The sequence below is a fragment of the Curvibacter soli genome (genome assembly GCF_029211125.1).
In the GTDB taxonomy this organism is placed as follows: Bacteria; Pseudomonadota; Gammaproteobacteria; order Burkholderiales; family Burkholderiaceae_C; genus Curvibacter_A; species Curvibacter_A soli.
The window spans coordinates 84,123-93,092 of record NZ_JARGEN010000002.1; the positions used below are offsets into that span (position 1 = coordinate 84,123).

The 8,970-nt window shown below is 61.8% G+C and carries 11 protein-coding genes; 5 read left to right on the forward strand and 6 right to left on the reverse strand.

Annotation, left to right across the window (positions count from 1 at the left end; all coding sequences use genetic code 11):
- Positions 1-69: 69 nt before the first annotated feature.
- The 3 genes from PY257_RS00425 to PY257_RS00435 are packed head-to-tail and all read right to left on the reverse strand — an operon-like array spanning position 70 to position 1,505.
- A complete protein-coding gene (locus tag PY257_RS00425; protein ID WP_275737648.1) occupies positions 70-402 on the reverse strand; it encodes a hypothetical protein in 333 nt (110 codons plus the stop codon).
- A complete protein-coding gene (locus tag PY257_RS00430) occupies positions 402-710 on the reverse strand; it encodes a hypothetical protein (protein WP_196995673.1) in 309 nt (102 codons plus the stop codon). The genes PY257_RS00425 and PY257_RS00430 overlap by 1 nt, the downstream gene beginning before the upstream one ends.
- 33 nt (positions 711-743) lie before the next feature.
- Positions 744-1,505 (reverse strand): hypothetical protein, encoded by a 762-nt coding sequence (locus PY257_RS00435; RefSeq protein ID WP_196995674.1) that lies wholly within the window; start codon positions 1,503-1,505, stop codon positions 744-746.
- A 95-nt stretch (positions 1,506-1,600) separates the two neighbouring features.
- On the opposite strand from PY257_RS00435, the gene PY257_RS00440 reads away from it, so the two are divergent.
- Positions 1,601-1,927, forward strand: coding sequence for a helix-turn-helix domain-containing protein (locus PY257_RS00440; protein ID WP_196995675.1), 327 nt, complete (start codon positions 1,601-1,603; stop codon positions 1,925-1,927).
- A gap of 105 nt (positions 1,928-2,032) precedes the next feature.
- Here PY257_RS00440 and aceA read toward each other — a convergent pair whose 3' ends face one another.
- The gene (gene aceA / locus PY257_RS00445; protein ID WP_275737653.1) at positions 2,033-3,364 is read right to left on the reverse strand and encodes an isocitrate lyase; all 1,332 of its coding nucleotides are present in this window, start codon (positions 3,362-3,364) and stop codon (positions 2,033-2,035) included.
- A gap of 239 nt (positions 3,365-3,603) precedes the next feature.
- On the reverse strand, positions 3,604-4,044 hold the full coding sequence (locus PY257_RS00450) for a gamma-glutamylcyclotransferase family protein (protein ID WP_275737655.1): 441 nt from the start codon (positions 4,042-4,044) through the stop codon (positions 3,604-3,606).
- A gap of 37 nt (positions 4,045-4,081) precedes the next feature.
- Between PY257_RS00450 and PY257_RS00455 the strand changes: the two genes are divergently transcribed.
- The 3 genes from PY257_RS00455 (at position 4,082) to PY257_RS00465 (ending at position 7,303) form a co-directional block, all read left to right on the forward strand.
- Positions 4,082-5,014, forward strand: a complete 933-nt coding sequence (locus PY257_RS00455) for a DMT family transporter (RefSeq protein ID WP_472924716.1) — start codon at positions 4,082-4,084, stop codon at positions 5,012-5,014.
- A gap of 181 nt (positions 5,015-5,195) precedes the next feature.
- On the forward strand, positions 5,196-6,908 hold the full coding sequence (locus PY257_RS00460; protein ID WP_275737657.1) for a PhoH family protein: 1,713 nt from the start codon (positions 5,196-5,198) through the stop codon (positions 6,906-6,908).
- Between the two features lie 11 nt (positions 6,909-6,919).
- Positions 6,920-7,303 carry a hypothetical protein gene (locus tag PY257_RS00465; protein WP_275737659.1) on the forward strand — a complete coding sequence of 128 codons (384 nt, stop codon included), beginning with the start codon at positions 6,920-6,922 and terminating at the stop codon, positions 7,301-7,303.
- 74 nt (positions 7,304-7,377) lie between these two features.
- Here PY257_RS00465 and dnaB read toward each other — a convergent pair whose 3' ends face one another.
- The gene (dnaB, locus tag PY257_RS00470; protein ID WP_275737661.1) at positions 7,378-8,784 is read right to left on the reverse strand and encodes a replicative DNA helicase; all 1,407 of its coding nucleotides are present in this window, start codon (positions 8,782-8,784) and stop codon (positions 7,378-7,380) included.
- Here dnaB and PY257_RS00475 point away from each other — a divergent pair.
- Positions 8,783-8,970, forward strand: a 188-nt coding sequence (locus tag PY257_RS00475; RefSeq protein ID WP_275737663.1) for a hypothetical protein, incomplete at its 3' end; no start/stop codon positions are given. The two genes, dnaB and PY257_RS00475, sit on opposite strands and share 2 nt — an antisense overlap.

Below are 8,970 nucleotides of genomic sequence, written 5' to 3' on the forward strand. Positions count from 1 at the left end.
GAAATTGGTTGGGCAAAAGAAAAGCGCCCTGGGATTTCTCCGAGGGCGCCACTTTTATGGAATATCAGGTTACTTCTCTTTTTTCGATAGCTCTTCATTCAATCGATTCATGAGTCTTTTACATTCATCAAATCCCATTTGATCGATTTCTGCAACGATCCACTCTCCATCTTTTTTAGCAAGCAGGGCTTGCTGATTTCCTGTGTAACCGCCCATGCTGTTTTTTGCATTGACAGTTATGCATGCAAACTTATCATTCAAGACAGCATGCTCGCCAAACTTGGCAGACTCGGGATCTTTGAGACTTCCCCTGACGGCTTTCTGAATCGCTGACTCTTGACCACAAGCCGTCAAAATCGCTGCTGTAGCTAGGATTAGAAATTTTCCAGTAATTTTTCCCATCAATTCGCCTCAGTCGAACTTTTGTGAACAACGGACTGCATTTTCTCGTTTCTATCGAAAATGATGGAAACCCCCTTGCTCTTGACCTTTGTCAATCCTCCTTGCGAAGAAACCCAAATGACCGTCTTTCGTCCAAACGTATCTACGGATTCGCTGTACGGTTTACCCAGCTTTTCTTTTGCATCACTAAAAGTGGTGACACCCGGTTTAAATGCATCGACGTCAGACATATTGAAATCCTGACCCATTGATGCACAGCCAGCAATCAAAGCAGCTCCAGCCAACATACTGATGAAACGAACACTCATCGAATTACCTCCTTTAAAAATCAGTTGAAGAAATCAGGGCTTTTCCAATCGCTCAAGCAGCTTGTAAGCCAGCGCGACGGACAGAGAAACGTCATCCACAGGACGTGCTTTCTTGGCGGCCATCACGACCAGTAGCGCGCCGGGAAGCACCAAGGCTCCCACCGTGACCCAGGGGATGCCGAATACGAATGTGGAAATGGCTGTGGCAATACCGACGCCGGTTCCAGTGGCCACCAGGACGCCTGCAATGACCATCAAAGCACCCACACCACCCAGGCCAGTGGTGGACAGCAGTTCATAGATTTGCCGGAAGTTGCGTGAATCACCTGTCAGCAGGTCATTCATGGCTTTCAAGGTAGATGCGATGTCCTCCTTGTGGGTGTCGCCATGCAGATCAAGACACCGTTTGCCCCATACAGCCACCACACCCAGGGCTTGGTTCTTGAGGTCTTTACCTTTCACTCCCAACAGGGTCAGGCGGTCCAGATTGACGTTCAGTTCATCCCGTAAGACCTGTGCAGGGGGCAGGCCAGCGGCGTCCTGACGGATGTAATGCTGGGTACCCGCCTCATAGGTGAAGGCAGCCTTGGATGTGCCCACTACCTCGTTGACGGTGGCCAGAAAGTCCTTGCCGAATGCCTGCTTCAGGGCTTCTATGGCAGTGGCTCCGCTGGCCAGGGCTGTGGCGGCCTGTTCAAGGCGTTTGGATCCGTCTTTGCGGGTTCCCAATGCCTGGATCAACCTTTCGGCAGCGGGCTTGCCGAACAGGGTTGCCAGTGACAGTGCGAGTGACATGCTCCTCCCTTGAGTTGGTTTTCGAGTTCATGCAGATTCCTGAATGTCACGTTTAACGTGACGACAGATTATCGCCACGTCACGAGACTCGTGACATGGGGTTCGAGTCTGTCCAAGTCAACAACGTTGTCGGTCGCCGTATGCGCGCTCGACGCGAAGAGCTTGGGTGGTCTCAGGAGAAGGTGGGTGTGCTGATCGGCATTGATGAGTCGTCAAGCCGCGCGAGGATCAGCCGGTATGAGTTGGGCACGCATGAGCCACCAGTCAAGACTGCCAGACTGATTGCCGATGCCTTGAATGTGCCGCTGGCATACCTCTACTGTGAGGACGAAGACATTGCCACGCTGTTGCTGAAGCTCAGACAGCTACCCGAGGTTCTCAGGGGCCAGGTAGTTCGAGAATGGCAACTTCAACTTGTATAGACCCCGTTCGTCACCGCCATTACTCAGAAAACAAAAAGCCACCTGACACCGCAGCATCAGATGGCTTGATGGGAAAGCACCTTTTCAGGTGCTTTCAGAAGCAGATCAGTGGAACTGCTCTTCTTCGGTAGAGCCTGTCAGGGCCTTCACGGAGGACGAACCGCCCTGGATCACGGTGGTCACGTCGTCGAAGTAGCCTGCGCCCACTTCCTGCTGGTGCGACACAAAGGTGTAACCCTTTTCGCGAGCGGCAAATTCGGGCTCTTGCACCATGTTGACGTAGTGCTTCATGCCTTCGCCGCGGGCGTATGCGTGGGCGAACTGGAAGGTGTTGAACCAGTTGATGTGGATGCCCGCGAGCGTGATGAACTGGTACTTGTAGCCCAGCGCCGAGAGTTCGTCCTGGAACGCGGCGATGGTCCTGTCGTCGAGGTTCTTCTTCCAGTTGAACGAAGGCGAGCAGTTGTAGCTCAGCAGCTTGCCGGGCGAGGCGGCATGTACGGCCTGCGCAAACTCGCGTGCAAAGCCCAGGTCGGGCGTGCCGGTTTCGCACCACACCAGATCGGCATAGGGCGCATAGGCCACGCCACGGCTGATGGCCTGCTCCAACCCGTTCTTCACGCGGTAGAAGCCTTCTTGCGTGCGCTCGCCGGTCAGGAACGGCTTGTCATTGGCGTCGTGGTCGGATGTGATGAGGTTGGCAGCTTCGGCATCGGTGCGCGCCAGCACGATGGTGGGCACGCCCAGCACGTCGGCGGCGAAGCGCGCGGCGATCAGCTTTTCCACCGCCTCCTGCGTGGGCACGAGCACCTTGCCGCCCATGTGGCCGCACTTCTTCACGGCGGCGAGTTGGTCTTCGAAGTGCACGCCCGCAGCGCCGGCGGCGATCATGTTCTTCATCAGCTCGAAAGCGTTGAGCACGCCTCCGAAGCCAGCTTCGGCATCGGCCACGATGGGCAGGAAATAGTCGATAAATTCCTTGTCGCCGGGATTGATGCCACGGCCCCACTGGATTTCATCGGCACGCTTGAAGGTGTTGTTGATGCGCCGCACCATGGTCGGCACCGAGTCGTAGGCGTAGAGCGACTGGTCGGGATACATGGTTTCCGACGTATTGCCGTCGGCGGCCACCTGCCAGCCCGACAGGTACACCGCCTCCAGCCCCGCCTTGGCCTGCTGCATGGCCTGGCCGGCAGAGATGGCGCCGAAGGCGTTCACATAGCCTTTCTTCGCCCCACCGTTGATCTTGCCCCACAGTTTCTCGGCCCCGCGCTGCGCCAGCGTGTAGGCAATGGGGAACGAACCGCGCAGGCGCACCACGTCGGCGGCGCTGTAGCCGCGCTTGACGTCTTTCCAGCGCGGGTTGGTGGCCCAGTCCTTTTCCAGTGCTGCGGCCTGTTGTTCACGGCTCAGTTGTTCAGTGATGTTCTGTGGCATACGTAACTCCATAGGTAGTGTGAAGAGAGGGTGGCCGGTGGCTGTATGCCCCGTTTCCATGGCTCCAATCTTAGGTTTCACCCACCATGGCAATACATCTTATGTCTTATAAAAGACAAGATATTTTTTATATATAAATCAATTACTTATAAAGTAATTATCTCAATATGGAATTCTATTTCTCGTATTGAGAAAATTTGCCGCAGCGCAGCATGCCTGCATTCCATAATAAGAAAACATCAGCGCGTCTCGTGAAAAAACGGCGCGCCATGCAGCCAATCGCCGCGCTCGATGCGGCGCGCCTCGTCATAGAAGCCCGGATTGACTTCGTACACCAGGCAGTCGATCCGCTCTGCATCCACCAGCACCGCCACAGACCGTTTCGCGTACTCCCCGTTCGGGCACGGCAGGATGCCCTCGATCACATCGAGCTGCGGCTCCAGTACCGGCGCAATGGCATACACCTCGCCAACGACCCAGTTCCCCGAAGGCGTGCCCGCATCCAACACCAGGCCGGGATAGGCACCCAGGTGGTACAGCCGGCCCGGCACTCTCGCCATGCCGATATGGCGCGGCGCCGGCCGCAGCAAGGTGATGTCGTTGCACTGTCCCCGGCGCAGCGTGCCATAGACGAACACATGGCGCTGCGGCGCGCGCAAGAGCGTCGTCGTATCAGGCATGATGTGCGGCCTTTCGTCGTAGAAGAAGCCCAGTCTAGTGAACCCTCCGAGTCGCACCGTCGCCTACGGCTGCCTCGCCCTGAGCATGGCGCTCGTGGGCGGCTACGTGGCCCTCTCCAAGCCCCTTGCCGCCGCCCTGCCGGTTTTTCTGCTGGCCTGGCTGCGCTTCGGCATCGGCGGCATCGCGATGGCGCGGTGGCTGAAGAAGCCGGCAGCCGAGGCACCGCTGGCGCTCCGCACGCGGCGCCTGCTCTTCCTCGAGTCGTTCCTCGGCAACTTCCTGTTCACCATCTGCATGCTGCTGGGCGTGAGCATGACCAGCGCGGTGTCCGCGGGCGTCATCATGTCGGCCATTCCCGCAGCGGTGGCGGTGATGAGCTGGATCTTCCTGCGCGAGCGCATCGCCCTGCGCGTCTGGCTGGGCGCCGCGTGCGCCGTGGCGGGCATTGCCCTGCTCTCGCTGGTGAAGCATCCAGCGGGCCATGGCGGGGCGGCGCTGTCCTCGACACCCGGCCATGCCTGGCTGGGCAACCTGTTGCTGGTCGGCGCGGTGCTCTGCGAGGCGTCCTACGCCGTCATCGGCAAGCAGTTGACCGGCGCGCTGTCGCCCAAGCGCATCGCCGCGCTCATCAACCTGTGGGGTTTCGCGCTCATGACACCCATGGGGCTGTACCTGGCAACCTGGTTCGACTTCCGTTCGGTGCACGGCGGCGTATGGGGCCTGCTTGTCTTCTATGCCCTGGCGGCCAGCGTATGGACCGTGTGGCTGTGGATGACGGGCCTGCGCTCCGTGCCCGCTGCGCAGAGCGGTGTCTTCACGGTGATGCTGCCGATCTCCGCCGCCCTGGTCGGCGTAGTGGCGCTGGGCGAAAGCCTGTCGGGGGCGCAGATGGCCGCATTCGCGGTGGCCCTCGTGGGTATCGTGCTGGCAACGCTGCCCACGCGCAACGCCACGCAACAAACAGCCTGAAACTGCGTGCAGCCGGCGCCGCACCGCAGCAGAGCAGTCAGAGTCAGTCTTCGGCCGTGCCGGGGCTCATGCATAATGGCCGCATGCAGTTGGAATTCGCAACGCTGTTAGCAGAAAAGCCGCCCGGGCGACCTGGCGGCTTTTTCGTTTCCTGACCCTTTTTTCGGGAGCCTCCTGCCTTATGCCCCTGCCCCCCCTACCCTCCAAGCGCGCATCCCTTCTCTCCCCTTGCGACTACGGGCCCGCCGCCCAGCCTACCGCGCAGGCATCCCGCCCATCCTCCCCCCCCACCGATGACAGCACTACCGCCCGCAATGTGATCGCCGCGCCGGCGGCCCCGCCAGCCGTCGCGCGCAGCAAGGTCGTGCCCCTGCTGCGCAAGGACGACGCGCCGCAGTCCGTGGCGGCGGAGCCCGCCCCAGCCGCCGCGAGCAGGCCTGCGGGCAATGCGCGCCCGCGCCGCACCAAGGCGAGCACGGGGCCCGCCAAGCTTTTCGTGCTCGATACCAACGTGCTGCTGCACGACCCGATGAGCCTGTTCCGCTTCGAGGAGCACGACATCCTGCTGCCCATGATCGTGCTGGAGGAACTGGACGGCCACAAGAAAGGCACGACCGAGGTCGCGCGCAATGGCCGCCAGGCCAGCCGCACGCTCGACGCGCTGGCCGCGCAAGGCACCGACATAGCCGCCGGCCTGAAGCTCGACGGCACGGGCCACCGCGAGGCCGGCGGCAAGCTGTTCCTGCAGACCAGTCCGCTCGACTACGCGCTGCCCAGCAGCCTGCCTCAAGGCAAGGCCGACAACCAGATCCTCGGCGTGGTGGCAGCGCTGCGCCAGCAGTACATCCCGCAGGGCGGCGATGCGCGCCAGGCCACGCGCGAAGTGGTGCTGGTGTCGAAGGACATCAACATGCGCGTGAAGGCCCGCGCGCTGGGCCTGATCGCCGAGGACTACCAGAACGACAAGACGCTGGAAGATGGCGACCTGCTGTATTCCGGCGCGCTGGCGCTGCCGGCGGACTTCTGGGCCAAGCATGGCAAGACGGTGGAAAGCTGGCAGAGCGGCGGCCACACCTTCTACCGCGTGAGCGGGCCCATCGTACCCAGCCTGTACATCAACCAGTTCGTCTACTTCGAGGCGCCGGGCGAGCCCAGCCTCTATGCCCGCGTGACCGAGATTCGCGACAAGACCGCCGTGCTGCGCACGTTGAAAGACTACGGCTCGGGCAAAAACGCCGTGTGGGGCGTGACCGCGCGCAACCGCGAGCAGAACTTCGCCATGAACCTGCTGATGGACCCGGAGATCGACTTCGTCACCCTCACCGGCACGGCGGGCACCGGCAAGACGCTGATGGCGCTGGCCTCGGGCCTGACGCAGGTGCTCGACGACAGGCGCTACACCGAGATCATCATGACCCGCGCCACCGTGAGCGTGGGCGAAGACATCGGCTTCCTGCCCGGCACCGAGGAAGAAAAGATGGGCCCATGGATGGGCGCTCTGGACGACAACCTCGAATTCCTGGCAAAGGGCGACGGCGGCGGCGCCGGCGAATGGGGCCGCGCGGCCACCAACGAGCTGATCCGCAGCCGCATCAAGATCAAGAGCATGAACTTCATGCGGGGGCGCACCTTCTTGAACAAGTACGTCATCATCGACGAGGCGCAGAACCTCACGCCCAAGCAGATGAAGACGCTAGTCACGCGCGCGGGCCCGGGCACCAAGATCATCTGCATGGGCAACCTGGCGCAGATCGACACGCCCTACCTCACGGAAGGCTCGTCGGGCCTGACCTTCGCCGTGGACAAGTTCAAGGGCTGGCCGCACAGCGGGCATATCACGCTCGCACGCGGCGAACGCTCGCGGCTGGCCGATTTCGCCAGCGAAGTCCTGTAGGAGCGGCGCACATGGCCATCGGCTGGCTCAGCGCGCTCAAGATGATCCCGTGGGGCGAGGTGATCGAAGCCACACCCCATGTCGTCAAGGCCGCGCGCAACCTGTTCCGTTCCACCCGGAAGGCCAGCACGGCGTCGGATGGCGATGGCCTGCCGGAGACGCTCGCCCCCGCGGGCGATGCCGAGACGGCGCTGCGCCAGTTGCAACGCCACGTGCAGCGCCTGGAGGCCGAGCAGCGCCAGTCCGCCGAACTGATCGCCACGCTGGCCGAGCAGAACGCCCAGGTGGTGCAGGCCATCGAGGTGCTGCGCGTGCGCACGCGGCTGCTGCTGCGTGCAACGGCAGTGCTGGGCGTGGTGGCCGCAGGGCTGCTGGCATGGGTGCTGCGCCACTGAAAACTTCAAGCCAAATTGGCCCCTAGCGCTTTATCCACCTGCGATGCCAGCTATTTTTTCAATAGCATCCGGGATCAGAGATCGCCGCCCCCGCCCAAGGCCAGGCTCTCGAACCGCGTCTGCGTCTTGTGGAAATACAGGTTCACCGTGCCCGTGGGCCCGTTGCGCTGCTTGCCGATGATGACCTCGGCCTGGTTGGGCGTCTTGCTGTCCTTGTTGTAATAGTCGTCGCGGTAGATGAACATGATGATGTCCGCGTCCTGCTCGATGGCGCCGGACTCACGCAGGTCGCTCATCATGGGCCGCTTGTCGGTGCGCGTTTCCACGCTGCGGTTGAGCTGCGACAGCGCGATCACCGGGCACTGCAACTCCTTGGCCAGCATCTTCAGGCCGCGCGAGATCTCGCCCAACTCGGTGGCGCGGTTCTCGCCCTCGGAGCTGGCCGAGCCGCTCATGAGCTGCAGATAGTCCACCACGATCAGCCCGAGCTTGCCGCACTGGCGCGCCAGCCGGCGCGCGTTGGCCCGCAACTCGCTCGGCGTGAGGCCGGGGGTCTCGTCGATGTGCAGCGAGATGTTGCGCAGCCGCTCGATGGCCTCGGTCAGGCGCGGCCACTCCTCGTCGGTGAGCTTGCCGGTGCGCAGGTGCCCCTGGTCGATGCGCCCAATGGAGCCCACGATGCGCACCGCCAGTTGGGATGCGCCCATTTCCATCGAGAAGATCGCCACGGGCAGGCCTTCGTGCAGCGCCACGTGTTCGGCGATGTTGATGGCGAAGGCCGTTTTGCCCATCGAGGGTCGTGCCGCCAGCACCACCATGTCGCCGGCCTGCAAGCCCGAGGTCATGCGGTCCAGGTCGACGAAGCCGGTGGGCACGCCGGTGATGTCGTTGGGGTTGTCGGCCATCTCCTGCACGCGGTCGAGCAGCGACACGACCAGGGAATTCATCGCCTGGAAGCCCTGCTTCATGCGCGAGCCTTCCTCACCGATGTTGAAGATCTTCTGCTCGGCCTCGTCGAGAATCTTGTCCACCGGGCGGCCCTGCGGGTTGAAGGCGTTGGTGGCGATCTCGTCGCTGGCGCTGACCAGCTTGCGCAGGATGGAGCGTTCGCGCACGATCTCGGCGTAGCGGCGAATGTTGCTGGCGCTCGGCACGTACTGCGCGAGCGCGTTCAGGTAGGCGAGCCCGCCCACCTCCTCGGCCTTGCCGATGCTCTGCAGTTGTTCGTAGACCGTGATGACGTCGGCGGGCTTGGTGGCGTTCACCAGGCCGCCGATGGCGGCGTAGACCAGGCGGTGCTCGTAGCGGTAGAAGTCGCTGTCCACCAGCAGATCGCCCACGCGGTCCCAGGCACCGTTGTCGAGCAGCAGGCCGCCGAGCACGCTGGATTCCGCCTCGATCGAATGCGGCGGAATGCGCAGTTTCGCAACCTGGCTGTCGCGCAGGAACGGGTCGTCCAGGGAAGAAGATTGGGCGGACATGGAACTCCTCAAGCTAGTTCTCCATGCTAGCGCCGGCCTGTGCGCGGCGCATCGGATAAGCCTGTGGACAATGCGTGGATTGCCGGTGGAGCCGCAGGAATATCCGGAGTATTTGAGCCTGTCAGAAATTTTGTGTGCAAGGCATAACATTCCACCAAAGGAGTTTTCATGCCTCGCCAATCCAAG

Excerpts from the sequence above, each read along its gene's own strand:
- dnaB (WP_275737661.1), bottom strand. The coding sequence starts at position 8,784 with ATGTCCGCCCAATCTTCTTCCCTGGACGACCCGTTCCTGCGCGACAGC.
- aceA (WP_275737653.1), bottom strand. The coding sequence starts at position 3,364 with ATGCCACAGAACATCACTGAACAACTGAGCCGTGAACAACAGGCCGCA.
- PY257_RS00450 (WP_275737655.1), bottom strand. The coding sequence starts at position 4,044 with ATGCCTGATACGACGACGCTCTTGCGCGCGCCGCAGCGCCATGTGTTC.
- PY257_RS00465 (WP_275737659.1), top strand. The coding sequence starts at position 6,920 with ATGGCCATCGGCTGGCTCAGCGCGCTCAAGATGATCCCGTGGGGCGAG.
- PY257_RS00430 (WP_196995673.1), bottom strand. The coding sequence starts at position 710 with ATGAGTGTTCGTTTCATCAGTATGTTGGCTGGAGCTGCTTTGATTGCT.
- PY257_RS00425 (WP_275737648.1), bottom strand. The coding sequence starts at position 402 with ATGGGAAAAATTACTGGAAAATTTCTAATCCTAGCTACAGCAGCGATT.
- PY257_RS00460 (WP_275737657.1), top strand. The coding sequence starts at position 5,196 with ATGCCCCTGCCCCCCCTACCCTCCAAGCGCGCATCCCTTCTCTCCCCT.
- PY257_RS00435 (WP_196995674.1), bottom strand. The coding sequence starts at position 1,505 with ATGTCACTCGCACTGTCACTGGCAACCCTGTTCGGCAAGCCCGCTGCC.
- PY257_RS00440 (WP_196995675.1), top strand. The coding sequence starts at position 1,601 with ATGGGGTTCGAGTCTGTCCAAGTCAACAACGTTGTCGGTCGCCGTATG.